This is a genomic window from Pseudidiomarina sp. (assembly GCF_048267825.1).
In the GTDB taxonomy this organism is placed as follows: Bacteria; Pseudomonadota; Gammaproteobacteria; order Enterobacterales; family Alteromonadaceae; genus Pseudidiomarina.
In genome coordinates, this window is record NZ_JBLWWR010000005.1 from 23,253 (window position 1) to 49,516 (window position 26,264).

Below are 26,264 nucleotides of genomic sequence, written 5' to 3' on the forward strand. Positions count from 1 at the left end.
GAAGCGGACGAACAGCGCAGCGCACGAATAACGAGAAACGTACTTATGAAAGCTTATCAAAAAGAATTTATTGAATTCGCCATTGAACGTGGCGTACTGAAATTTGGTGAATTTACGCTGAAGTCGGGCCGTACAAGCCCGTATTTCTTTAATGCGGGGCTGTTCAACCAAGGCTCTGACTTAGCCCGCCTTGGTCGGTTTTATGCTGCCGCGCTGCAAGACAGCGGCGTGCAGTATGACCTGCTGTTTGGTCCAGCGTACAAGGGCATTCCAATTGCCACCGCAGCGGCAATTGCGCTGTATGACACCTACCAGAAAGACGTGCCGTATTGCTTTAATCGCAAAGAGAAGAAAGACCACGGTGAAGGCGGTAACTTGGTGGGTTCACCACTGAAAGGCCGCGTGATGTTGGTTGACGATGTGATAACGGCCGGTACTGCAATTCGCGAGTCGATGGAAATTGTGCAAGCCAATGGCGCCGAGCTAGCGGGCGTATTGATTGCGCTCGACCGGCAAGAAAAGGGCCAGGGTGAGTTGAGTGCCATTCAGGAAGTTGAGCGTGATTACAATGCCACGGTTATTAGCATTGTGAAGCTCAATGACGTGATTGCTTACTTACAAAATTCAGCAGACTTTGCTGAATACTTGGACGCGGTAACTGCGTACCGCGCCCAATATGGTGTTGCATAACCAAGTAAGCGAAAGGCTTACCAGGTTTCGGGTTGCCAAGACACGCCGATGCGCGCATCGGTAACTTGGCATTCCCCGCCGGCTTTTTGGCGCTTGGTGCTCTCGTCACCCACCACCATTAAGCGAAATTCGTTTTGTACCAAGTTAAAGCTGTCGCGTTTTTGGCACAGCAACCGCAGTGAATCAACCATGCCGCGATTGTTTAAGAAACGCGTAGTTGGTTGTTCTTGCACCACCCCTTCACCTTTGGCAAATTCAATGTTACGCACGCTATTGTCGGTTATTTCGCCCGACGCGCCGCTCACTAAATAGTGAAAGGTTGCGGCAACTGCAGTCTCGGTTTGCTGCGCGCCAATACCGAAGAACACGCCACGCTCACCAAGCACCTTAAATTTCCCATTCAACACGTTCACGGCTAACGCTGTGCGCGTATCAATGCCGATTGCCAGTTGGGTATTGGTGGTTGCTGCAACGCGCAACAACCGGCCGTGGCGACCTAACTCTGCGAATTGCCCGTCAAGCGTTGCCTGGCTCAATAAGCCCACGCCGCCAAGCGGATGATAAGTGGTGCTTTCGGCATTCATGTTGCGCGGGCAGCTGTCGTCTTTGTCACAGGCAAACGGCGGTGCTTCGCCAGCAATCGCACCGGCACGCAGCGCTTCAGCACTGGTACCGCTGGCCACCATAGACCGCCCAGCCATGGCATTCATGGCATCGCTGGTTGCGCCCACCACCAATTTGTTGGCGCGCATTTTCAGATAAATGCTGGTCATCAAATCCGTTGGTTGGCTAAGCGGGTCTAAAAAGGCTTTACGCACTAAGTTGGGTTCGTTACCAACAATCAGTACAGCGTCGGCCCAGTCGACAATTTTTGCACCTTGCAATGGCGCCTTGCAGAACTCAACTTGCTGTTTATGTTGGTTCGGGAATACTCGCGCCCGCTTCCAGGTGCCAAGTTCTTCTTCACGAATCTCATCCAGCTCGTCGCACTTACCGGTGCGCTGCGCGGTATTTACCGCTGCGTCTATCGGCAACCAACGCACTTCTGCGCCTAAGCTGACAAAGGCACTGATAAACGGTTCTACAGCGGTAATCGGGTCACGTGCGCCAGCAGCGGCAATCGCAATGCGCGGCATGTCGTCACCACTGCGCACTTGGTCAGCTTGCACCAGCATGGCCTGCAAAATATCGCGCTTAGCACGTACTTTGGTCAGGTTAATGCGCGCGGTGTCATGCTTACCTTTTGGCTCCGGCATTTCTAAATGATCAACAATCAGGTTCCATTCGCGCTCCGACAAGCTGTCGTACAAATGTCGTGTGGCGCGGCGTGTAAACTCTTCTTGAAAGCTTCGCTCAGGCACTACTTCCGAGCGCATACGTTCATACAATATCTCTATCGCCATTTTCACGTCGTCACGGGTTTTGCGTCGGTGCGCTGGCCATAGTTCGTCATCAAGCATGGGTTTTACGTAGTTATCGCCCAAGTTAATGTAGCGATCGGTCCGCATGCTTTCACCGTCTAGCCAGTCGGTGTCGTTACAATGGGTCCAGGCCATGCTTGAGCACAGCGCCATTTCATCGCCCATTAAAAACAATTGATAGTCTGGCCCGCTCGCTTTCGCAGGTTCTGATTCCTGCGCCTGCGCTGAATTGGCAATAACGGCGCCACCCACTATGAGTGCAGCAAAAATGGAAGCTTTCATGGTTTACTCCTACAACTTAAGGCGCTCAACCTAACGGCATTAGCCGCTACAGTCAATTCTAGTTTAGTTTCATAAGTTGTACGACCTGATATACTGCTAAAGGTTTAAAGCGAAAGGAACGTTGTATTGCGTAACCTGATAAAACAACTTGTTTATATACTTGCAGTGGTGATTGCAGCCAGTCCCCTTGTGCCTGCGCAAGCACAAGAAACCACCCTGACCTTCCGCGAGCCTGACGCAGGCCCAGTTGTTTACGCGGTACAAGAAATTCTTGAAGAAGCCTATGCGGCGCTGGGCATTACCCTGCGCTACGTTGATATGCCACGTAACCGTAGCTTGGTAGAAGCCAACAACGGGCGTATAGCAGGTGAGTTGGGGCGCTATGGCGAGCTCGATGACGCCTTCCAAAACCTGAAGCGCGTACCCTTTCCGTTATTTGCGTTTGAAATTGTGCTGGTCGCCGACCGACGCAACTGCGGTTTGTGCAGTATCAACGACGTTGAAAATCTGGCGTTTATCAGCGGTATGCAAACCGTCATGCAACTGCTAAAAGACAACAACTTCACCCGTCCAACGGTGCAAGCACTCGATATTCAGCAACTGAACCTAATGTTCATTAATAATCGAGTTAACGCGGTACTCATGAATGACTTTGAGGCGCGCCAACTCGGTTACTACGACAATCCGCACCTTATTATTACGCCCATGCTGTCGTTAATTGGCTACCATTATTTGCATGATAACTATGCGCACTTAATTCCAAAGTTAGATGAGGAACTTGAACGCATGCATGCCGAAGGCCGGGTAACCACTATTTATCGTGAGCACGGCGTAGCGTTTGAGCGCATGAGCTTGTTTGAAGAAACACCATTTTATCCGACAGTTTCCATCACTGCCGGGCTGATGCGTGATCGCACCCATGTTGACGGCAGCGGCAGCTACTGGGCCTTGATGAAACGTGTGTTTGAGCCAGTTACCGACACGTTGGAATTGCATACCAACAGTTATCAGCGCGCGGTATTGGGTTTAAATGAAAACCGCTTTGATGTGTTAGTGGGTGGTACCCAAACACAGTCATCCATTAAAGGCATCGCGTCGTACACGCACTTTGACTATGACCGCGACGTGCATGCGTTTACGCTGACACAACAAGCCATGGATGACCTGTTGATGGCACGTTTGGAACGCCCCGTCTGTTTTGTTGCAGGGTATGAGTACGACACTTTTTTTCAGCAGGGCCTAACCTACTATCGTGCCAACAACACGCTAGACTGCTTTGCCATGTTGGATATGAAACGGGTGGGTGCGGTAATTACTTTTCATGACAATACGCCGGACTGGAACACCACGCCATACGTAGAACACAAGTTGCGTGAAGCCTACCCGATTCACGTCATGTTTCACGACACCCCGCGCGGTCGCGAATTGCGCGACTGGTTCGATAAACGCATGCGTGAACTGGTGCACAGCGGTGAAATTCGAGAACTATTCGACGAGACAATGCTGCGGCGTTCGTACCTTTATCGCAGTTTACCTGCCAGTTCAAACTAGCCGTTACAGCGGCTCAGCAGCAAAGCTTTGTTGACGCCACGCTTCATAACTCACCAACGCCACGGCGTTGGATAAATTCAGTGAACGGTTATTTGGCATCATGGGAATCAGCAGGCGCTGACCGGGTTCTATTTGTGCCATCACATCGGGGTCGAGCCCACTCGTTTCAGAACCAAACAACAACACATCGTCCGGTTGAAACGCAACGGAAGCGTAACTGCGCGTGCCTTTGGTGGTAATGGCGTAAATTGTCCGTTCGCCCATCGCTTGCTTGAAGGCGTCAAAATTTGGATAGCGTTGCACGCGGCTTAGGTCATGATAATCCAACCCTGCACGCCGTAACTTCTTTTCTTCAAAATCAAAGCCCAATGGTTCAATTAAATGCAACACACAGCCGTTATTTGCACACAAACGAATGATGTTGCCGGTATTTGCGGGCATCACTGGATTGAACAGCGCTATATGAAACATCCAATTTCTCCATCGGTTGTAAAGGGTGTATTCTATCTTATTAACACGGTGAATACAGAGAGAAATCAAGGGTAGGTATGTCGACCGCACAGCAAGCAAAACAAGAAAATTATGCGTTTTGGGTAAAGCTGGCGACGCGCGCGTCGGTGACTGTTGCGTTCGTATTAATCAGTGTGAAGGTTGTGGCATGGCTGATAACAGATTCGGCCAGTATGATGGCCTCACTTACCGACTCTATGCTCGACAGTCTGGCCAGCTTGTTTACTTTTTTTGCCGTACGCTACGCCATACAGCCTGCCGACAACGAACACCGCTTTGGTCATGGCAAGGCCGAGTCGTTAGCCGCAATGGTGCAGTCAGCATTAATTACTGGCTCAGCTATGCTGCTGGTTATTCACAGTGTGCAGCAATGGATACAAGGCACACCGGTACGCCAAGCTGAAATTGGGGTGTATGTGTCACTGCTCGCCATTGCGCTTACGTTAGCGCTAGTGATTTTGCAACGCATTGCCATACGCAAAACGGGTTCGCAGGCAATTGCCGCCGATGCGCTGCACTTTTCCTCCGACTTGCTACTGAACAGCGCGGTTATTGTGGCACTCATTTTAAGTGCTTATGGCATGCTGTGGGCCGACAGTGTGTTCGCAATCTTAATTGCGATATTCTTGGCCCAAGGTGCCATTCGTATTGGTTGGGATGCGTTTCAAAGTTTAATGGACCGCGAGTTGCCGGATGCTGAAAAGCAATTGGTGATTACCACCATTAAAGAAGTGCCTGGCGTACGTGGCTTGCACGGGTTACGCACCCGCTCTGCTGGCCCCATGCGCTTTGTGCAAGCACACATTGAGCTTGACGATCATTTAAACCTGCGCCAAGCACATGACATTGCCGATATGGTTGAAGTGCGGGTTGAAGCCTTATTTGACCATACCGATGTGATCATTCACATGGACCCACTGTCGGTGGTGCCGCAAGAGCTTCCTACTGAGACGCGTCCGGCTGAAACCAGCGCAATACCGCATCAAGAGCCGGCTGACGGTAACGATCAGACTCCATAAATAGCTCGTGCCTTGCACCGTCGATGCATTTTATCTGGCTGCGTTGGTCTTGCAGACGCGCCACGAAACGCTGATGGCTGTGATTATCCACTACGCTATCTGCACCTGACTGCAAGACCAATACCGGTATCTCAATTTTGTCGGCCTGCTGCTGCGCTGCACGCATTGCTGCGAAGGCCTGCGCCAGCCAATTAAACGTTGGGCCACCCAATTGCACTTCGGGATTTTGTTCGTAGGCGTCACGAAACATTTGATAGCGGGCTTCACTGTGAGTCAGTTCATTTTCATCAAAAGGCACGTACCGATAGTCAGTCATGCCGAAGAAATACCACGGCTTGCGTGGGCTAAATAAACGGTTCAACAGAGCGCCTGCAACGACCATGGTTTGCGCATACCACTTAGGCTTATTGCCGGTTAGCACGCCCAGCATGGGCGACGATAATACGGCTTTTTCAATGCGGTGTTCATGCTGCGCTAAATATAAGGCGGCAATCGCGCCTCCCATTGAGTGGGCAAGCAGATATTGGGGCACCTTCGGATAATAGCTGGTTACTTGCTGCACCACGGCATCCAGGTCATCCACAAAGTCCTGAAATTGGTCAATGTGACCATGATGCGGATTATTACTGAGCCTATCTGAGAAGCCTTGCCCGCGATGATCAACCACTGCGACCGCGTAATTAGACTGGGCCAATTGCCAGACTAATTCTTGGTATTTTAGTGCAGCTTCAATGCGGCCTGGACAAATCAATACCAGCCCTTGCGGATGCACCGGGCGGTGCAAGTACCAATGCAATAATACGCCGTCGGGGCGCTCTAACTGATGCGACTCAACGTGGTCGCGCCAAAAGGGTTCAATTTGTTGGGTGTAAAAACGAATCCACTGCGGATCATCATCCGTGTACATCTAAGCGGGCTCCTGTTGCTCCTGTTGCAACGTGTCAATGGCCACAACTGGCAGGTGTATGGATACCTCGAGCCCTCCCTCAGGATGATTGCGCGCTGTAACCGAACCGCCAAGTACGTTTGCTGCCCTTAAGCTTAATGCCATACCTAAGCCAACGCCAGCTTTGTGATGCCGCGACGGGTCACCACGGAAAAAGGGTTCAAATAATTGCACCAGTTGGTCTTCTGGCACGCCGTCGCCATGGTCACGCACAATAATTGTGAAATTGGCGTCATCGTGACGCTCACAGCTGAGCTCGATAATTCCGGCGGTATACTGCAGTGCGTTGCGCACTAAGTTTTCCATGACCAATCGCAATAACTCTTCGTCAGTACCCGTGACCAGCCAACCGCCATCCATAACAATCACGCGTTCGCCATGCCTGGCGTCGGCATAGGCCAAGTCGGCCGCGAGTGTGTTGGCAAGGGCGTGGGTATCAACCGGTTGCGGGTTCATTTTCACCAAGCCGTTTTCCAACCGCGACAGTGACAAAATGCGTTCAATGATGGTGCCCAGGCGGTCCACATCGCGGCTCATTTGCACTAAGTGCGGGTTGGCATCAAGGTTATCTTCGTCCTGGCTAAGCATTAAGGCCACTTGCATACGGGCAAGCGGTGAGCGCAGCTCATGTGACACGTCGCTCAATAAGCGGCGCTGGGCGTCGCGGGACACTTTTAAGTCATGGGCGGCAGTTTCTAATGCACGTGCGAGTTCACCTAACTCGTCAGTGCGGCGTGGTAGGCGTTTCAGGTGCAAGTGATCAGCGCCTGCGGCAATTTCTCGCGTCGCGCCAATAAGGCGTTTTAATGGCAGCACCAACCAAAAGCCGAGCAATACTGCAATCAGCAACGAGCCAAACAACAGCGTCATGGTTTGCGCTTTATCAGACTGTTTCTGCGAAATAATTTGCTGCTGGCGTTCGTCATCGGTTAACGGTCGAATCAGCAAAATACGCTGCTCGCCCAGCACGAACGGGCCGAGCAACATACCATTGGGCATCCGCAACTGTTCCGGCTGTTCGGCGTCGAGTTGACGCATCAGCTCGCGCCTGTGGGTATTGGCTAGGTTGGGTTCTAACTGTAACCGGCTTGGCCCTTCTTCAGGCGTAACGGCGGCAGCAACGCGATAATTGCCCGCCAGTAAGCGACCAGGAGTTAAAGAGCTGAAGGTGATTTGGTCAGTCAGTAGAGGCGATAGGGTTTCACGCACATCTTCCGAGAGTGGTTTAGCTGTTTCCGGCTGTGCATACCAAATCGCCAACAGGAAACCGCTGCTGGCTACTGCGAAAAGCAGCGCCCAAAACAGCAGCAACAAACGAAGCGTTAGCGAATGGTACCAGCGGATTTGCATGCATCCCTCAAGCTAACTGAAGTAGGCGATAACCTCGACCGCGCACGGTTTGAATACGCTCTGGATTATGATTGATTTTTTTGCGGATGTTGCTGATGTGCACGTCTAAGCTGCGATCGAATGGCGCTAATTGGCGGCCAAGAGCTGCCACGGACAATTGATCTTTGCTGACGACCTGACCTTTGCCCTGCACCAGGGAGCGCAGAATATCGAATTCAGTTGGGGTTAGTTCCAATACCTGCTCGTCGCAGCGTACTTCGTTTTGCAACGGATCAACGTGGAAGCCGGCAAATTCTAGTGGTTCTGGGCGTACTGAGGTATTCGGGGTGCGACGCAGTAGAGCGCGTACGCGCGCAACCAGTTCACGTGGGTTAAACGGTTTCGGCAGATAGTCATCGGCGCCTAGCTCAAGACCTTGCACCCTATCTTCGTCATCGCCACGCGCGGTTAACATTAATACTGGTGTGCTGCGGGCTTGTTGGCGGAGGCGTTGTAACAGCTGGAAGCCGTCAATACCTGGTAACATCACGTCAAGTAGAATCAAATCAAACGAGCCGCTTAACGCGCGTTGTAAGCCAATTTCACCATCCGGCGCCAAGGTAAGTTGGTAGCCTTCTTTGGTAAGAATTTGTTCCAGCATACTGCTTAGTTCTGCGTCATCATCTACAAGTAAAAGCTTGGTCATTTGGATGTTGTCCTGCGTCATTCGTTACAGCTTATATTAGGTGGTCTTGATTATGTAAAGATCCGCTGCGGCTGCATACCCTGTTTACTGAACTTTTACTTGAAGTTAGTTACTTGAAATTAGTTACTTAGATTCGTTCAGTTTTCGGGCGAGGGTATTGCGTCCCCAACCTAATAATTCGGCTGCTTTTTGTTTATGCCCGTCGGTATGCTCTAAGGCAATCTCAAGGGCTAAATGTTCAATGGTGGGTAACAGGTTATCTAAGATGTGGGTGTCACCTGTTTCGCACCGGTTTTTAATTTCGTTACGTAACAGTGTATACCATTGGGCGGAATTTGCTTGGGTATTTTTTACCTCGTCGTTTGATAAATCGTGAGGTAAATCAGCAACATCGATAGTTTGCCCCGGCGCCATGACAGTCAGCCAGCGGCACGTGTTTTCAAGTTGTCGGACGTTCCCCGGCCAGGCGGCGTTCACCAGTATCTGCTCTGCGGCAGCAGTAAGTCGCTTCGGGCTGCCTCCTAATTCTTGGGCCGCGCTTTGTAAAAAGTGCTGCGCCAACTGCGGGATATCTTCACGACGCTCCGCCAAAGTCGGCAGTTGCAGCCGAATCACGTTCAGCCGGTGGAATAAGTCCTCACGAAAGTCGCCCTGACTTACCCGCTGCTCCAGATGCTGATGGGTGGCGGCGATAATACGTACATCAACTTTCACTGGCTGGTAGCTACCTACTGGGTAGAACTGTCCTTCAGCCAACACCCTGAGCAAGCGCGTTTGAACAGCTAATGGCATGTCGCCAATTTCATCTAAAAATAAGGTGCCGCCATGAGCTTGCTCGAAGCGCCCTTGGCGCTTTTGCGTCGCGCCGGTAAACGCTCCTTTTTCATGACCAAACAGCTCTGACTCAATCAAGTCGGCAGGAATTGCGGCCATGTTCAGTGCAATAAATGGCTTCTTCGCGCGCGGGCTGTGTAGGTGCAATGCGCGGGCAACCAGTTCTTTACCACTGCCCGATGCGCCAGTAATTAATACGGTAACGCTGGAATGTGACAAACGACCAATGGCGCGAAACACGTCCTGCATGGCAGGCGCGTTGCCGATAATTTCTTGCACGTCGTTGGCTTGCTCAGCGGCATCAGCCGGGCTAGCTGTGTGTTCGGTTTCACGCGCAAGTGCGCGGCTGACGGTATGCACCACTTCGTCAATATCGAACGGCTTGGCCAAGTACTCGAATGCACCGCCTTGAAAGGCGCTTACAGCTGAGTCTAGGTCAGAATGTGCCGTCATCACAATCACCGCTATATGCGGGTAGTCGTGATTCAGTTTGCGCAGCACAGCTAAGCCGTCATCGCCCGGCATACGAATGTCTGTCAGCAATACTTTGGGTTGCTCTTCGGCAAGCGCAGCATACAGGCTTTGTGCATCCGCAAAACTGGTGCAGCTTAGCCCGGCTCGCGCCAAAGCACGTTCCAGCACCCAACGAATCGAGCTGTCATCGTCCAGAATCCAAATCGAGTTCATGCTTTGTCACCGTTTGCTTTATCCCCGTTTGCTTTGTCACCGCAAAGGGTTTCACTATAAGGCAGGTACACGCAAAATTCGGTGTGGCCTGGTTCAGATTGCACTTCAATTTTACCGGCATGTTGGTGCACCAAGTTTTGCACAATCGACAGCCCTAAACCTGTGCCGCCAGCGCGGCCACTTACCATTGGATAAAACAAAGTGTCACGCAATGCTGCTGGAATGCCGGGGCCATTGTCCTGAATAACCACCACCGCGCACTGACGGTAGCGCTTGCCATGAATGGTCTGCTGGTGGGCGATGCGCGTGCGCACCGTGACGGTTGGCTTGCTGATATTTTCGCTCTCCAGAAGCGCATCACAAGCGTTCATCACTAAATTCAAAAACACCTGTTCCAGTTGTTCAGGGGCCATGGTCAGTTCGGGCAGACTGGGGTCGTAGTCACGCAGCCATTCGATACCCGTACCGGCACCTAAACGTGCCACTTTTATCACTTGCTCAAGCAGCGCGTGCAGGTTGGCTTCTTTGCGCTGTGGCAATTGATGCGAGCCGAGCATTCTGTCCACCAAAGTGCTCAGGCGGTCAGCTTGGCGAATAATTAAATCGGTGTATTCCTGCAGGGCGCTGTCGTTTAATTCACCAGCCAGTAACTGCGCGGCGCCGCGCAAACCACCCAGCGGGTTCTTAATTTCATGAGCCAGCCCACGCACCATACTTTGCGCAGCTTGCAGTTGTTGCTGCTGCGTTGTTTCCTGATTAATACGGCGAATTTGGTCAATTTGGCGCAGCTCAAGCAGAATACTCAAACGCCCGTCCGGTTGGCGCAGCGGCTGTGCGATAAACTCAATGGTAATGCGTTGACTGTCGTGCAACACCAGCGTTACATCGCTGTCGGAAACCGACTGCTCGTCGCGCAATGCGTGTTGTATTACCATGGGGTCCAGACTGCTGAAATGGAATAAACTAAAAAACGGCTGCAACTGAAAACGCCGCAGGCTGCCATCTAAAATAGCTTCAGCCGCAGCGTTCATATATTGAATTCGAAGTTGGTCGTCCAGCAGTACAACCGCAGTAAGCAATTGGTCAAGGTGCGGTTGCACCAAGTTGGTGCAATCGCTGAGTGGCGTTAGTTCGCGATCAGGCTCCGCCGCCATTGCCACCACTACCTGCGCCTACACCATTGATGGCGACACGCAATACAAACACGACAAAGGTATCCGAACGTGCAACTTGATTGCCTTGTGCATCAACAATACGCACATAAATACGCCGCTCGCCGCGACTAATTTCTGCCAAAGTGACCTGATTGCTATCGCTGCCACGCCATGCCGGTTGCCCGTCAACGAACAACTCATACACGTAACCTTCGGGTAGACGCTCAGGATCAGACTGCCACAACACATCGAACTGACCGTTGTTGGCACGAATCGGTTGTTGCTGCTCAGGCGAGGTAATCGCTACCGAAAACTCAGTGGGAATCGCCTTAGCTTCGGCGACGCTGTCACCGCCAGTCGCTGAAACTTCAGGTTCATCCGGCTGTGTGGCCACAGCCGGCTTCGCAAACTCAGTCACCGGCGCCTGCTCAATCTCTACCTGTTCAGCGCCTTCCAGCGGCTTGTCCGTGTAGGTGATTGAGCCATCGGCATTCCGCTTCTTGTAAACTTGCGCATCGCTCGGTTCAACGTGCAACGCAGTGCCTACCAAAAAGATTAATAAAATTGCCAATAACGCCAGTGGTTTCATCGTTGCTCCAAACCTTACACGCTGTAGTACAAGTCAAACTCAATTGGGTGCGTGGTCATTTTCAACTTCATCACTTCTTGGTGCTTCAGTTTAATGTACGCATCAATCATCGCGTCAGTCATCACGCCGCCCGCAGTCAAGAACTCACGGTCTTTGTCCAACGCTTCCAACGCCATTTCTAACGAGTGACATACCGTCGGAATTTCTTTCGCTTCTTCCGCTGGCAAGTCATACAAGTCTTTGTCCATTGCATCGCCAGGGTGAATCTTGTTTTTAATACCGTCAAGACCAGCCATCAACAACGCCGCGAAACACAAGTACGGGTTTGCCGCCGGGTCAGGGAAACGCACTTCAATACGACGTGCTTTTGCACTTGCAACAACCGGAATACGAATTGACGCAGAGCGGTTACGCGCCGAGTAGGCCAACATAACTGGCGCTTCATAACCTGGCACCAAACGCTTGTACGAGTTGGTGGTTGGGTTACAGAACGCGTTCAGCGCACGTGCGTGCTTGATGATACCGCCAATGTAATACAACGCCATTTCGCTCAAACCACCGTACTGGTCGCCAGCAAACAGGTTTTTACCGTCTTTGCTAATCGACATATGCACGTGCATGCCTGAACCGTTATCGCCAACAATTGGCTTCGGCATAAAGGTAGCCGTCATGCCGTATGAATGCGCGACGTTGTGCACTACATACTTATAAATTTGGATTTCATCCGCTTTTTTCACCAAGGTGTTAAAGCGTGTTGCCACTTCGTTTTGACCCGCAGTTGCAACTTCATGGTGATGCGCTTCAACAACTAAGCCCATGTCTTCCATAACCGTACTCATGGTGCTACGAATGTCGTGCGCCGAGTCAACTGGTGGCACTGGGAAGTAACCGCCTTTCACACCTGGACGGTGCGCCAAGTTACCTTCTTTGTATTCTTTTCCTGAGTTCCATTTCGCTTCGTCTGCTTCGATTTTGTAGAACGAGCCGCTCATATCAGTATGAAAACGCACATCGTTAAACAAGAAGAACTCTGGCTCTGGGCCGAAAAACGCCGAATCACCAATGTTCATGCTTTGCAGATATTCTTCCGCACGACGCGCAATTGAACGCGGGTCACGGTCATAACCTTGCATGGTGTCTGGCTCAAGGATGTCACACACCACGTTCATGGTGATTTCATCCGTGAACGGGTCTAAAACCACAGAGTCACAATCTGGCATAAGCACCATGTCTGACTCGTTGATGCCTTTCCAACCGCCGATGGACGAACCATCAAACATTTTGCCTTCTTCGAAAAACTCTTCGTTGATTTGCGAAACCGGGATGGTCACATGCTGTTCTTTACCTTTAGTGTCGGTAAAGCGTAAATCCACGAATTTGACATCGTGTTCTTCAATGTAAGCCATAACGTCTTGTGGTGTTGCCATGTGATCCTCCGCGATCGTGCATGTACTAGGTTCAGAATGAGTATAGCAAGCATCGAATGAAGTGCTTGCTTCTTTGCACCAAATTAAAGCAAAAACGATGCCAAGATTATATTTGACACATTTTTCAATAGGTTAACTTGTTTTATATGCATTGAAGGTGCTGGCTAATGACTCAATTTGCACCATTATAGTGCAAATTAATGCACCACGGAAGTGCAAAGGATTTGAAGGCGTTGTTCGTTATTGGTTATTCGTTATTCGGAACAACCAATAACGATTAACGATTAACGATTAACGCTCTTCAGCAATTCGGCGTCGCAGAAGCGACGCGTACAACAACGGAATAACCACGAGCGTCAACGCCGTGGAAACCGCGATACCGAAAATCAGGCTGACGGCAAGGCCGTTAAAAATGGGGTCGTCGAGTATAAAGAACGCACCCATCATAGCGGCAATTGCGGTTAGGGTAATCGGCTTGGCGCGCACCACTGCGGCTTCGATTACGGCGGTATTGAGATCTTTGCCGGCGGCGACTTCTTCCCGAATGAAGTCCACCAGCAAAATCGAGTTACGCACGATAATGCCTGCCAGCGCTATCATGCCAATCATGGAGGTGGCTGTGAATTGCGCTCCCAATAACGCATGGCCTGGCATGATGCCAATTAACGTTAGTGGTATTGGCGCCATGATCACCAAGGGCGTCATGTAGCTGCCGAAGTGGCCGACCACAAGCACATAAATCAGCAGCAATCCGACCGCATAAGCCAGGCCCATGTCGCGGAAAGTCTCATAAGTAATTTGCCATTCGCCATCCCACTTCAGTGCAGTTTGATCCCAGATATCGGGTTGCGCAATGAAGGTTTGGGGAATATCAATATCACTGGCGGCGTCGAATAAGCCGTACAGTGGGCTGTCGAGTTCACCGGCCATGTCGGCGGTTACATACACAACAGGCCGCAGATCTTTGTGATATATCGGCTGGGCATAGGCCAGCTTTTCTCGGTCAATCAATTCAGCAATAGGAATCGCTTCACCGGAGGTTTGGCTGGTCACCGACAGGCTTTCCAGTTGTGCTAACTCCCCTTGCCAATCGGCCGGCAAACGCAGTTTTACGGGCACCGGCTGGGTTTGTCCGGGTGTCGCCAAAAAGGTGACATCCATACCGGCCAGCGCTGTTTGTAGAACCTGTACCACTTGCCCCGCAGATACGCCAAGTTGCGCCGCACGTGCGCGGTTTACTTGCCAGATTTCTTGCGAGGCATCGGCGACGAGGGTGCTGTCAATGTCCACCACACCTTCGGTAGCGCGCAACTGTGCAAGCAAGTCACGCGCACCCTGTTCGCGGGCATTGGCCGATGGGCCATAGAGCTCGGCGACAATCGGTGCCAGCACGGGCGGCCCCGGTGGCACTTCAACAATCTTCAACGAAGCGCCTACGGCATCCGCAATAGGTGTCAGCATGGGGCGAAGGGCCAAGGCAATGTCATGGCTGGCGCGGTCACGGTCGCCAAGGCCAGCAAGGGTGACTTGTATGTCGCCCATATTGGCGCCTTGCCGCAAGTAATACTGACGCACTAAGCCGTTGAAACCTATCGGTGATGCCGTTCCCGCATAAATCTGGGTGGCGACAACTTCGTCCACTTCATCGAGCTTCTGCGCTAATTGCATCAATACGGCATTGGTGTCTTCTAAGGTGCTGCCTTCTGGCATATCCAGCACCAGTTTAATTTCGCTTTTGTTATCAAACGGCAGCATTTTCATAACCACGGCTTGCACAAAGGCCAGCCCCATCATCAACACAATCAGGGCAATTAAGCCAAAGCCCATAAAGTAGCGCCGCTTGCGGTGGGTTAGCAGTGGCTGCATGATTTTTTCAAAAAAGTTATGCAGCTTGCTGCTATGTGCTTCGCCTTCGTGGTGTTCGTCTTTCAATAAATGACGGGCCAGCCACGGTGTAACGGTTAACGCAATAATCAGCGAGAGCAACATACCCAACGACGCATTAATCGGAATTGGGCTCATGTACGGGCCCATCAGCCCGCTCACAAAGGCCATCGGTAGCAATGCGGCAATAACGGTGAAGGTGGCCAAAATCGTCGGCCCACCCACTTCGTCAACGGCAGCTGGAATTGCTGTTTTTAATGACTTCCCTAAGCCAAGGTGGCGATGTATGTTTTCCACCACAACAATGGCGTCATCGACCAAAATACCGATTGAAAATATCAGTGCGAATAACGACACGCGGTTCAGGGTAAAACCCCAAGCCCAGGATGCAAAGAGTGTCATGGCCAAGGTCAGCACCACCGCACTACCCACCACAACGGCTTCGCGCTTGCCCAGCGTTAACAGCACCAAGGCAACCACCGAGATGGTTGCAAAAATGAGCTTTTGAATCAGCTTGGAAGCTTTATCATCGGCGGTTTGCCCGTAGTTACGGGTCACGTCGATGGTGATTTCAGGGGGTAGCCACTGCTGCTTGAGGGTGTCTAATCGGGCCAGCACTTCTTGGGCCACCACCACCGCGTTTTCACCGGTTTTTTTGGTCACGGCCAAGGTCACTGCAGGTTGTGCTTCACCGCCTGCGGGGCGCGACCATACATAGCGCGACGGCACCACTGCGCTGTCACTTATTTCAGCAACTTGCTCCAAGCGCACGGGCTTGCCGTCAACGTTAGCAACAATCAAGTTACGCAAGGTGTAAACGCTGTCGATAAAGCTACTGGCTTGCACTGGAATTTGTTGCCCGTCTTGCAAGCGATAGCCCGCTTGAGCACTTTGATTTTGTCCTGATAGCGCTTGGCTGACAGCATTAAAGTCGAGGCCAATACGGCTTAGTGCGGTGTTATCCAGAGTCACATTGATCTGTTCTGGCTCGGCACCAATAACGGCCACTTCACGCACACCGCTCACATTTTGGAGCGGTTCAATTAAGGTGTCAGCTACCGATTTTAGATCAAGCCCATCTGAGGTAATGGTTAACCCAAGTATAGGAACATCGTCAATGCCGCGCGCTTTCACTAAGGGCTGAGAGAAGCTGGGGTGGCGTACTTGCCAGCTCGATAAACTGTCGAACAGTTCAACCAGCGCTTTTTCGCGCGGTACGCCCACTTCAAACTGAACCGTCACCAGTGCTTGGCCCGACTGAGATACCGAGTAAATGTGTTCAATGCCCTGCATGCGGGAAAAATGCTGCTCTAACGGGGTAGCCAGCTGCGCTTCAACTTGGCTTACATCGGCGCCGGGAAACACCACCATGACATCCGCCATGGTCACGTCAATTTGCGGTTCTTCTTCACGCGGCGTGATTAACGCGGCCATGATGCCGAGCAAGAGACCAAAGATAGCAAGCAGTGGGGTAAGCTGAGAACGTTCACCCCACGCCGCAATTTTACCTGCGATGCCGAGGGGTTTGTTACTCATAGCTGATCACCTCGCCCGCTTGTAAACCACTCACGATTTCGATGTGTCCGTCTTGCTGCAAGCCCAAACGCACTGCGCGCCAGGTATTGTCTTGCATTCGCACCATGGTCAACTCACCTTGATGGTACACCGCTGCTAATGGCACTTGTACGCCTTGATGCTCACCAACTTTTACCAGCACTGGCTGCCATTGCCCTGGCATTAGCCCACTGTCATGGGGCAATATCAAGCGCATGCGCACGGTGCTGGACTGGCTGTGTACGGTTGGAAACACTTGCTGCGAGGTCGGCTCCAAGCCATTAATACGAGCCCATTCAAAGTCTTTTGCCGCTTGGGCATAGCTCGCTGGCAGGTCGACATGCAAACGCAGTTCGCTTGGGTCAAAGCCTGATAGTAACGGGGTGCCGGGTTGCACCAATTCGCCCGGCTCTACCATGCGCGCGCTGACAATGCCGGCATAAGGCGCTTTCACTTCGGTGTATGACAACTGCTCTTCAGCGCGTTCAACGGCAGCTTCAGCCGAACGCCGTTGTGCTTTGGCATTGTCGAGCCGTGCTTTGGCACGATCGCGCTCAGCAACCGGCACCAAGTCACGTTCAACCAGGCTTAGAATACGGTCGTACTCTTGCTGCTCGGCAATCAAGGTGGCCTGGGCTGCGGCAACCTGCGCTTGCGCTTGGGTCAGCATTTGGTATTGCTCAACGGAAGTAATCGTCAGCAAGGTTGTTCCAGCTGGTACTTCATCACCGACATCTACCAGCACCCGTTCAACACGACCAGATACCTGTGCCGATACCGTGGCGCTATTGGTTGATTCCACCAAGCCTTGTAAGCGCAGATACTCTGCAATCGTTGATTGCTTCAGCGACAATTCGGCGGCAGTAGCGCAGGCCACTCCAGCGATACAAATAACGAGTAGATAGACCCATTTGTAGACAGACATCATCATCTCCAGACTTATCGTTGCCAAACTTCAATACGGTATTTATTGAAATTATAGAGCAAAAAATAAGTCTGTTAATGATTTATTTCGTATTTATCTAAAATAACGTTTTAAATGCCAAAGTCATCGTAACGAATATGCTCTTGCGGAACCCCTATTGCGCTCAGCATGGCTTGCGTTGCAGCTAACATAGCGGGCGGACCGCAAACATAAACATCGAGCGATTGCACATCTTGTGTTTGAACCCAAGCTTGTGCAATTTCATGTACAAAACCGCTCAGACCCCGCCAATTATCATCTTGCTCAGATAAAACTGGATGATATTGCAAGCGTTCTTCGCTTTGCAAAGCCATAAAGTCGTCGTAATAACACAGCTCAGATTTATTACGTGCGCCGTAGAAGAACTGAATTGGACGATTTGACTGTGCCGATTCCAATTCCGCTTGGATCAGTGCACGCAATGGCGCAATACCCGCGCCACCGCCGATAAACACCTGTCGCCGTTCATTCGCCGCTTCATTGTTGAGCAAGAAATCGCCCATCGGCCCTATAGCATCTATCGTATCGCCAGTTTTCATGCTGCATAAATAAGTCGACCCGAGTCCAGGCTGACAACTGGTATTCGGCGCTGGCATTTTACGAACTGTAAACGTCAGTTCCGGTTGTCCTGGTGCGGTTGCGAACGAATAGTTTCGATGTAACACCACAGCTTCATTGCCGGTTCTGCACGGGATAAGAAACTGCATAAACTGTCCCGCTTGATAGTTGAAGTCCGATTCTGTTTGAGGCAGAAACGTCAATTCATGAATGCTCGGGGTTAATACGCGATTATGCACAAGCTTAAGTTTGATCTGACGCGCGTCGGTGGCAGCAATATCAACCTCGTGACCCTTGCTGATACGATGTTGACAGCTTAAGCGCAGTCCATCATTCAAATCGGATTCCGTCAGCATGGCGCGTTCGTTTTTCGTTGGGCTGGGCACTAAGCCCCGAAAGCGTACTTTGCACAACCCGCACGTTCCGCCCCCACCGCATCCGCTAGCAATTGGCTGTTGCTGCGCTTGGTAAAACTCTAGGTAAGTTTGCTTACGGCGAGGATTCATATCACCGCGTGCAAGGTTACGCCCTAACAAGATCAAACCTGATAAGGTAAACCAAAGTGTTACAACACCGGCACTGACAATAAGTAGATGGTTAAAATTGCGCTCACCGCTGTAGTCCATAAAGTGCAACTTGAACGCCCAATCCGCCAATAACCATGGGGTATTGCGATGCTCAATCACTGTGCCCGAAGCTGCGTCGACATAAATCCGTGTATTTAAATCGTCGCGCATATCAACGCGATACCCCGGCTCGCGCCAGCCGTTAACTTCCGTGCTTCCATCGGTAAGCGGTGTGACGCTTTCAATGGCCCCGGGGCCTGAATAGGTTGCTAGTGCCAAGCCAGTCGCCATAGCTTCCGAAGTTGACCACAGCTCACCCGTAGTTGCATTAAGGTAGCTAACGCCATCATCGTGCGTCACCACGTATTGTGGAACCTCACCTACGGTACGCAAATCAACACCGCTGATACCAGAAAATTGGTTTACTATCTGCGGCCAGTCAAGTGCCCGCGAAGAAGCTAGCGGTGCATGACTATGGTCCATTTGGTGATATTGATGACCCGACATCGCATGATGGCCGGATAATGAAAAATAAAAACCGCTGATTACCCACAACAATACTTGGATAATAATAATGAGGCTCGTCCACCGGTGAAGCCATTGTAAAAAGCGCATCATGCTGAACCCTCCGTGGTGGTTTTCAGTGATGGCTTAGGCTTACGCAAGGTGTAAACCAACAGTACTGCACCGGTTATTAAGAAAATAAAATTGGCAATAATAAATCCGCGCAGCAACCAACTTTCAATATCCACACGCTCTTCGTAATCCATAATGTGCAACATCCACATAATATCGAAACCACGCCAAAACGTGTGGCGCTTGGTTACTAGTTCGCCTGTTGATGGTGAAAAATAAAGGCTGGTGCTACCAAAGTCATCGAAATCGACCCGCCACACAGGCAAGTGATCAGGGTTAAGCTCACTCGGAGGGTTTTCGGTTAACCATTGCACTCGGCTTGCTGGCTGCTCACCCAATGCATACATTTTTTCCGCAATAGCTTGTACGTCTGACTGGCTAAGCTCAACGACTGCTATACTTTGCGCGTCAACGAGCTCAGTCATACCATGGTGGCTAATACGATACACAGGTTGCCACTGATGATTTAACCACTGTGATGTAAGTTGAATCTGCGACGCTTCCGGATACGCCTTTAAGACATCATTGAATGACGCCACATGGTTCCCATGTTGAATAACAGCATCATGTTGATGAACCAAATGATCACCGTGAATAAATGGTAATTTAAAGAAAACCATGTATGCGCCGCTGATACTCCAAACTACCATTTGTAAGCCGACAATCAACGCCAACCAGCGATGCCACACACGCCAGCGGCTACTGGCTATTTTTACAGCCATAAAACTCTCCACAAAATTCTATAAAAAACTGCGGGAGAGCCTAAGCCCTCCCGCAATTAAACGTCCAGAGTTAGAACGTATAACGCATTTTAACGAACAACTGACGTCCCAAAAGGTTGTAAGTCATGGTATCCGTATTCGCATCAGTCCAGCTTTGTATAAATGGAGGTTTCTTATCAAATACGTTGTTAATACCACCCACTAAGCTCATATTTGAATTCACAAAATAAGTGCCTTGTACGTTGTGGTAGAACACACTTGGCGCATGGTCACCTACATCGCCTGGTGCCGCATTGATATCATCTGCGCCGCCAATATACTGAACGCTCCAATGTGCCTGCCAGTGGTCATGGTCGATCGTTACCGAGGCATTTGAGCGCCAGTTGGTGTAACTACCACTGCCACCGGTGATTTTCCCAGCATATGCGATAGGTGTTCCGCCAGCGAATGGCGTCACAGTGTATTCATCTAAATAGCTAACTGTCCAGTTCATGGTTGTTGCAAAACCAGAAAGATCCGTTTTATAGAATACGGCCGCATCTACGCCCGACACTTCTTCCGTTGCTGCATTCGTTGGCTGTGCCGAGAGAAAGTTAATCTCCCCCGTTAAACTGTCCCGGGTGAACTGACTGTCATTACAGAACGGATGCGATAAGTTTTCTGAGTTGTAACATACCGATAACTTGGTTGACCCAGGAATACGCTGAATCGCGTTCTCAATGTCAATTTTGTAATAATCGACCGTGAACTGCAGATTATCTGCAAATGGCGCATCCCATACCATCCCAGCGGTAAAGGTTTTGGCATCTTCCGGTTCAAGGTTTGGATTACCGCCAACCGTCGTCAATACTGTTGAACCTAATTGGGTGTACCCAGATGGTACGCCAGCAGCCTGGCAGTTTGCCGCTACGGTTGGATCTTTTCCAGGTTGATCCCAGCCGTCGCACGGGTCAGTTGTGGTTAAGTTACCTTCAGCCACACCACCAAATAATTCAGGAATATTCGGTACACGAAACGCTGTAGAACGCGTCGCTCGCAACTTCAATGAGTCATTTAGTTGCCAGTGCAGGCTTGCTTTATAGTTACCGTCGCTACCAAAGGTATCGTAATCACTGTAACGGTATGCCAGCTCTAAGTTAACTTCCTTAGCAAAAGCCTTATCGGATAACAACGGTAGTGCAGTTTCGACATACACCTCGTCGACGCTATAGCTGCCATCAATTGGATCGGCCTGGTTGGTATTCATAACACCAGCAACAACTGCGGAATCTGGATTACGCCAGCCTTTCTCTTTTCGATGCTCAACGCCAAACGCGACTGGCACGTAACCAGAAGGCAATTCAAACAAATCACCCGTAATGCTTGCTGTTATTGAGCGCTGCTCGTTGCCGCCCTCGGAATCAATACGGAACATAATATAATCAACCGCATCTTGGCCAAAGCCGCCAAAACCAAGTAAGTCGAGGCATGGAATGCCTGCCTGTCCACATTGGTCGGGATCAATAGCGCGATTCAGTCGCTCCATATTGGCGATGTTAGTAGCACCATCAATACCTGAAGTACGACCGAAGTTGTAGGCAACTTCCCAATTCCAATTCGCAGCAATTGTGCCATTTAAGCCACCAACAAAGCGCCAAGTGTTCACGTCTTGGAAGAACTCACGAGGTCCGGCTTCAAGCAAGCGACGACTATCAAGACGAATCGCCTCGCCAGTCGGGTTGTCCGGATGATCAACGGCATACTCAATGCCACCAACAGTTCCTGAAGTTGCTAACTGGTTTGAGCGCCGGTTGTTGTACAGGACTTCGACAAAGCCGTAGGTATCACCTGTTAGGCGATAGTCTGCAAACGTCGAGAAATTCCAGTTGGTAATTGGGTTAACTGAGTTCAGTTGAGAAAAGAAATCAAAGTTATGCTTGGCTGGGTCGTACGGCTCATAGAAATCGCTATCACCACCCGGCTCTTGATTGAAGTTGATACGGCTGCCAGCATCAGGCCCGGTCAATACTGTGGCACGACCGCCAATGGTGCTTGAACTGCCGAAACAACCGAGCTCTCCTGGAGAAACCTCGGCTAATGCACAACCGGCTTGCTCTTGCATATTGTAGGCATCACTTGAGCGGTAGCCCACGGTACCCACAATTCGGGCACGATTTGTACTTGCACCAAATACCGTATTAATCGCTCTTTCTTCGGCATCACCGCTATCTGTGGCACCAACGCGAGCGTCAATTGAAAAGCCCTCATAGCTCTTGCGCGTAATAATATTCACCACACCGGCAACCGCGTCAGCACCATAAATAGCTGATGCACCATCTTTAAGTACTTCAATGCGCTCAATCATCTCAACAGGAATCATATTCAGGTCAACGCTGCTGTTGGCACCGGTACCACCATTGACGACACGGCGCCCATTAAGAAGAACCAGCGTACGGTTAATACCTAAACCACGTAAGTTGACCTGCGCGGTTCCCCAGCCATTACTGGTCCAGTATGCGTTGCTTTGGCCACCAGCCGCGCCGGCCGAAGCCGACATACGCTGTAAAATAACCTCTAACGAGTTCACGCCTGAGTTCTCAAGATCTTCCGCCGTGAAAATCTGAACCGGCGCAGCACTTTCGGCTTCGGTGCGTTGCAATCGGGAGCCGGTTACCGTAACGCGCTCTACTTTTTCTTCTTCAACTTGTTGTTGGGTGTCTTGAGCTATAGTTTGAGTGGGTAATAGCAACGCAGTTAGTGCAGTTGCCACACCTGATAAGGCGAATTTTTTCATAGTGTCCCCTGAATATATTTTCATTGTTATTTTGTGTGGTATTGATTGACCAACCCTACAGCTCAACTGAGTTGTCTATACATCTACAACATAGCTAGTTTTGGCAAGCTGTAAAGTTAAAAATCTCGCAAGTTGTCTATTTTTAAGACGTATAGCGCAGTTGTATAGTCAACTTGATGGGTGCTGGATGGCTGTTTAACTTGTTATTTTCTGCGAAAATTTCGCAAAACAACGGGTGTCATGAAAAAAAGTTGTCGAACTACCCATTAAACAGCTATGAATAAAACCAATTAATAAGTGAATAGTTATTCATACTGGCGTTGCCGTAGGTTTTGATTTGCAGAAAGTCGTTCCGTTGTTATTGTGAAATTGGCGACTCTTTGCGAGAATTTAGCCTCGAATTAACAATTTGCGAGCCTCATGTTCTTATTAATTGTTTTTGCATTTATTGCTGTAGGTATCTCGTTTATCTGCTCCATTCTTGAAGCCGCTTTACTGTCTATTACGCCAAGCTATATAGCGCAGCTTCGAGAGCAGCGCCCCAAGTTGCATGCCAAGCTAGCGAAACTCAAAAACAATATTGACCGCCCCCTGGCTGCAATTTTAACGCTCAACACCGTGGCGCACACCGCCGGCGCAGCAGGTGTTGGCGCACAAGTTGGTGTGGTGTTTGGCGACGGTTATTTGGCTGTGGCGTCGGCGGTTATGACCGTGCTTATTTTGGTGCTTTCAGAAATTCTACCGAAAACCATTGGCGCGAAATTCTGGCGCCAGCTAGCGCCTGTTTTACCTGGCATTTTGAATTTCCTAATCAATAGCTTGCGCCCGTTTATCTGGCTTTCTGATCAAATCACCAAACGCATTGGTGGCGAAGAAAACATTGATGTGCGCTCAGAAATTAAAGCCTTGGCAATTCTAGGGCATGAGCAGAAGTTAATCGACACCGACGAGCGCCGTGTCATCGGCAATATTCTCGACTTGCACACCATTCGTGTTCGCGACGTGATGACGCCGCGCACCGTGTGTCAATCAGTGCGCCCTGACGAGACCATCAGCGAGTTCTTGTACCGCGCCAAAACAATGCCCTATTCGCGCTTTCCAGTGATTGATGCCGACGAAGTGCCGCATGGAATTATTTTACGTAACGAAGCGTTAGAAGCCGAGACCGATAAAACCGTGAATCAATTGAGCCGCAATGTTGAAGTGGTGAGCGAAACCGTGAACGTTGAAAAGCTGATGACGCTACTGATTCAGAAACGCCAACATATGGCCTTGGTGTTCGATGAACACGGTACATGGATGGGTTTGGTGACGCTAGAAGACATTATTGAAACCATATTGGGGCAACCTATTATGGATGAAACCGATACCATTCCGAGTTTGCGCCGCTACGCGCAACAGCGCTGGGACAAGCGCCTCAAGCAAGAAGAGCCCCCGGAAGACGCGCAATAAAACGTTACCTGAGCCCTCTCACAGGTTACTCCACGTAAAAAAGCTAGCGTGTGAGTGCCTGCACGCGTATAATACGCCGCTATTTTAACCAATGGTGGAACACCACCCGCGGTGCTCTACTTTTGGGTACACACCTCGCGTTTTTACAGGCTTTATCAATGACAATTCAAGCAACAGAACTTTCCAAGCTGCGTAATATTGCAATTATTGCGCACGTTGACCATGGCAAAACAACCCTGGTTGATACCCTTCTGCAGCAATCGGGCACGCTCGAAAGCCGCGGTGGCGCTGAAGAGCGCGTCATGGACTCCAACGATCTTGAGAAAGAGCGTGGCATTACCATTTTGGCGAAAAACACAGCGGTAAACTACAACGACTACCGTATCAACATTCTGGACACTCCAGGCCACGCCGATTTCGGCGGTGAAGTTGAGCGTGTTATGTCAATGGCTGACTCAGTATTGTTGGTTGTTGACGCGGTTGACGGCCCAATGCCACAAACCCGCTTCGTAACCCAAAAAGCGTTTTCTCACGGCTTGAAGCCAATTGTTGTTGTGAACAAAATTGACCGTCCGGGCGCACGCCCTGATTGGGTTGTTGACCAAGTATTCGATTTATTCGACAACTTAGGTGCAACTGACGAACAGCTCGACTTCCCTGTGGTTTATGCATCAGCGTTAAACGGCTGGGCGACTCTTGATTACAACAACGTAACCGACAACATGACCGCCTTGTTCGAAACCATTTTGGACAAAGTGTCACCACCTGATGCTGACCGTGACGGTTCGTTGCAGATGCAAATTTCACAGCTTGATTACTCAAGCTACGTGGGCATCATCGGTATCGGTCGTATTAAACGCGGTACCTTGAAGCTTAACCAGCAGGTCACCATTGTGAGTGCTGATGGCTCGAAACGTAACGGCAAAGTAGGCCAGATTTTTGGTTACTTGGGCCTTGACCGCATTGAAACCGACCACGCAAGTGCCGGTGACATTGTTGCGGTAACCGGTTTGGGTGAATTGAAAATTTCTGACACCGTGTGTGCAGCAGGTGCTGTAGAAGCACTGCCTGCGCTAACCGTTGATGAGCCAACCGTAACCATGACGTTCCAGGTAAACACCTCACCGTTTGCGGGTAAAGAAGGTAAGTTCGTAACGTCGCGCCAAATTCTTGAGCGCTTGCAACAAGAATTGCGACACAACGTTGCGTTGCGCGTTGAAGAAACTGACAACCCTGATCGCTTCCGTGTTTCAGGCCGTGGTGAACTGCACTTGGGTGTGTTGATTGAAAACATGCGTCGTCAAGGTTTCGAATTAGCGGTGTCACGCCCAGAAGTAATTTTGAAAGAAGAAAACGGCGTAACGCTTGAGCCGTTTGAAAACTTGACCATTGATATCGAAGAACAGCATCAAGGTTCAGTCATGGAAAAACTCGGCATCCGTAAAGCGGAAATGACCAACATGACCCCAGATGGTAAAGGCCGTGTGCGTATCGACTTTACCGTTCCAAGCCGTGGCTTGATTGGGTTCCAAACTGAATTTATGACGCTCACTTCAGGCTCTGGCTTAATGTATAAGACCTTTGACCATTACGGCCCGCATAAAGGCGGCAAAATTGGTCAACGCGTCAACGGTGTCTTGATTTCAAATGCCACTGGTAAAGCGTTAACCTATGCACTTTTCAACTTGCAAGAACGTGGCAAGTTAATGACTGCTCACGGTGATGAAGTGTACGAAGGACAAATCATTGGCGTTCATAACCGTGGTAATGACTTAACCGTGAACTGTCTGAAAGGCAAGCAGCTAACCAACGTGCGAGCATCAGGAACGGATGATGCCTTGACCTTGTCACCGCCGATCCGCTTAACCCTTGAGCAAGCACTTGAGTTTATCGATGACGATGAGTTGGTGGAAATCACGCCGAAGTCGATTCGTATTCGCAAGCGTTTACTCACTGAGAACGACCGCAAGCGCGCTGGCCGTAGCAGTAAAGAAGACTAATCTGCTTCAA

General features: G+C 50.5%; 19 protein-coding genes. 5 read left to right on the top strand and 14 right to left on the bottom strand.

Annotation, left to right across the window (positions count from 1 at the left end):
* The first annotated feature begins 45 nt into the window (after positions 1-45).
* Entirely contained in the window at positions 46-690 is a 645-nt protein-coding gene (gene pyrE, locus ACN0UN_RS05805) for an orotate phosphoribosyltransferase (RefSeq protein WP_417659152.1), read from the top strand.
* 17 nt (positions 691-707) lie between these two features.
* Here the strand turns inward: pyrE and ACN0UN_RS05810 are convergent, their stop codons facing one another.
* Entirely contained in the window at positions 708-2,393 is a 1,686-nt protein-coding gene (locus ACN0UN_RS05810; RefSeq protein ID WP_417659153.1) for a cyanophycinase, read from the bottom strand.
* A 126-nt stretch (positions 2,394-2,519) separates the two neighbouring features.
* Here ACN0UN_RS05810 and ACN0UN_RS05815 point away from each other — a divergent pair, with 126 nt between their 5' ends.
* Positions 2,520-3,944: a hypothetical protein gene (locus ACN0UN_RS05815; RefSeq protein ID WP_417659154.1), complete on the top strand. Its 1,425-nt coding sequence runs from the start codon at positions 2,520-2,522 to the stop codon at positions 3,942-3,944.
* A 3-nt stretch (positions 3,945-3,947) separates the two neighbouring features.
* On the opposite strand, the gene ACN0UN_RS05820 is transcribed toward ACN0UN_RS05815, so the two are convergent.
* On the bottom strand, positions 3,948-4,415 hold the full coding sequence (locus ACN0UN_RS05820) for a tRNA (cytidine(34)-2'-O)-methyltransferase (protein ID WP_417659155.1): 468 nt from the start codon (positions 4,413-4,415) through the stop codon (positions 3,948-3,950).
* 77 nt (positions 4,416-4,492) lie between these two features.
* On the opposite strand from ACN0UN_RS05820, the gene ACN0UN_RS05825 reads away from it, so the two are divergent.
* Positions 4,493-5,473, top strand: a complete 981-nt coding sequence (locus ACN0UN_RS05825) for a cation diffusion facilitator family transporter (protein WP_417659156.1) — start codon at positions 4,493-4,495, stop codon at positions 5,471-5,473.
* Here ACN0UN_RS05825 and ACN0UN_RS05830 read toward each other — a convergent pair.
* The 12 genes from ACN0UN_RS05830 to ACN0UN_RS05885 form a co-directional block, all read right to left on the bottom strand.
* On the bottom strand, positions 5,397-6,380 hold the full coding sequence (locus ACN0UN_RS05830) for an alpha/beta hydrolase (RefSeq protein ID WP_339878303.1): 984 nt from the start codon (positions 6,378-6,380) through the stop codon (positions 5,397-5,399). The genes ACN0UN_RS05825 and ACN0UN_RS05830 overlap by 77 nt on opposite strands.
* The gene (locus ACN0UN_RS05835; RefSeq protein WP_417659157.1) at positions 6,381-7,769 is read right to left on the bottom strand and encodes a sensor histidine kinase; all 1,389 of its coding nucleotides are present in this window, start codon (positions 7,767-7,769) and stop codon (positions 6,381-6,383) included. It lies immediately after the preceding gene.
* A gap of 7 nt (positions 7,770-7,776) precedes the next feature.
* A complete protein-coding gene (locus tag ACN0UN_RS05840) occupies positions 7,777-8,454 on the bottom strand; it encodes a response regulator transcription factor (protein ID WP_417659158.1) in 678 nt (225 codons plus the stop codon).
* A gap of 123 nt (positions 8,455-8,577) precedes the next feature.
* On the bottom strand, positions 8,578-9,975 hold the full coding sequence (gene ntrC, locus ACN0UN_RS05845; RefSeq protein ID WP_417659159.1) for a nitrogen regulation protein NR(I): 1,398 nt from the start codon (positions 9,973-9,975) through the stop codon (positions 8,578-8,580).
* Positions 9,972-11,129 (bottom strand): nitrogen regulation protein NR(II), encoded by a 1,158-nt coding sequence (gene glnL / locus ACN0UN_RS05850; protein WP_417659160.1) that lies wholly within the window; start codon positions 11,127-11,129, stop codon positions 9,972-9,974. The genes ntrC and glnL overlap by 4 nt, the downstream gene beginning before the upstream one ends.
* Positions 11,113-11,718 (bottom strand): DUF4124 domain-containing protein, encoded by a 606-nt coding sequence (locus ACN0UN_RS05855; RefSeq protein WP_417659161.1) that lies wholly within the window; start codon positions 11,716-11,718, stop codon positions 11,113-11,115. The genes glnL and ACN0UN_RS05855 overlap by 17 nt, the downstream gene beginning before the upstream one ends.
* A 14-nt stretch (positions 11,719-11,732) precedes the next feature.
* Entirely contained in the window at positions 11,733-13,145 is a 1,413-nt protein-coding gene (gene glnA, locus ACN0UN_RS05860) for a glutamate--ammonia ligase (RefSeq protein WP_220445678.1), read from the bottom strand.
* A gap of 291 nt (positions 13,146-13,436) precedes the next feature.
* A complete protein-coding gene (locus ACN0UN_RS05865) occupies positions 13,437-16,565 on the bottom strand; it encodes an efflux RND transporter permease subunit (protein WP_417659162.1) in 3,129 nt (1,042 codons plus the stop codon).
* Positions 16,558-17,508, bottom strand: coding sequence for an efflux RND transporter periplasmic adaptor subunit (locus tag ACN0UN_RS05870; protein WP_417659163.1), 951 nt, complete (start codon positions 17,506-17,508; stop codon positions 16,558-16,560). The genes ACN0UN_RS05865 and ACN0UN_RS05870 overlap by 8 nt, the downstream gene beginning before the upstream one ends.
* A gap of 110 nt (positions 17,509-17,618) precedes the next feature.
* Entirely contained in the window at positions 17,619-19,289 is a 1,671-nt protein-coding gene (locus ACN0UN_RS05875) for a 2Fe-2S iron-sulfur cluster-binding protein (RefSeq protein WP_417659164.1), read from the bottom strand.
* A complete protein-coding gene (locus ACN0UN_RS05880) occupies positions 19,286-20,029 on the bottom strand; it encodes a PepSY domain-containing protein (protein ID WP_417659165.1) in 744 nt (247 codons plus the stop codon). The genes ACN0UN_RS05875 and ACN0UN_RS05880 overlap by 4 nt, the downstream gene beginning before the upstream one ends.
* 70 nt (positions 20,030-20,099) lie before the next feature.
* Entirely contained in the window at positions 20,100-22,802 is a 2,703-nt protein-coding gene (locus ACN0UN_RS05885) for a TonB-dependent receptor (RefSeq protein WP_417659166.1), read from the bottom strand.
* A 420-nt stretch (positions 22,803-23,222) separates the two neighbouring features.
* Between ACN0UN_RS05885 and ACN0UN_RS05890 the strand changes: the two genes are divergently transcribed.
* Positions 23,223-24,254, top strand: a complete 1,032-nt coding sequence (locus ACN0UN_RS05890) for a CNNM domain-containing protein (protein WP_417659167.1) — start codon at positions 23,223-23,225, stop codon at positions 24,252-24,254.
* Between the two features lie 158 nt (positions 24,255-24,412).
* Positions 24,413-26,254, top strand: a complete 1,842-nt coding sequence (gene typA / locus ACN0UN_RS05895; protein WP_417659168.1) for a translational GTPase TypA — start codon at positions 24,413-24,415, stop codon at positions 26,252-26,254.
* Positions 26,255-26,264 lie beyond the last annotated feature (10 nt).